The organism is Streptococcus mitis (genome assembly GCF_946190275.1).
GTDB classification, from domain to species: Bacteria; Bacillota; Bacilli; order Lactobacillales; family Streptococcaceae; genus Streptococcus; species Streptococcus mitis_DC.
Genome location: NZ_CAMHZQ010000050.1, coordinates 1 through 494 on the forward strand (window position 1 = coordinate 1; position 494 = coordinate 494).

At 44.7% G+C, this 494-nt stretch carries 1 protein-coding gene; it reads right to left on the bottom strand.

Features of this window, described 5'->3' with window-relative positions; translation table 11 throughout:
- A partial coding sequence (locus N8M20_RS10180; protein WP_261080512.1) for a DUF1542 domain-containing protein occupies positions 1-494 on the bottom strand: 494 nt, incomplete at both ends.

Sequence of the window (494 nt, forward strand, 5' to 3'; positions counted from 1 at the left end):
ACGTTCTTACCTGTTTCTGTCGCAGTATCGATGATGTCTTTGTTTGTTGCTGCCGCAATCTTAGCTTTCGCATCTTCTTGAGCTTTAGTTACTTCTGCTGTCTTAGCTGCTTTTTGATCTTCACTTAGGCTTGTGTCCTTAGCGATTTCTGCTTTCTCTGCTGCTGCTGCTTCATCGATTGCTGCTTTCGCATCTGTCTTAGCTTGCTCTAAGTCTCCTGCTTGGTGTACTGCTGCGATTGCTGCTTCTCCAGCTGTCTTAGCTTCTTCTACACCTGTTGCTGTTGTCGCTTCGTCGATCTTAGCTGCTTTTTCGGCTTTCACTTTGTCTACTTCTTTTGCTTTTTCAGCTTTTTCTGTAGTACTTAAGCTTCCGTCTGCTTCAATAGCTGCTTTTTCTGTCGCTGCCGCTTCGTCTAAGGCTGCTTTGGCTTTGGCTTTCGCTGTATCTAAGTTTCCATTTTCATGGACTTTTCCAATGACAGTTGTTCCTGC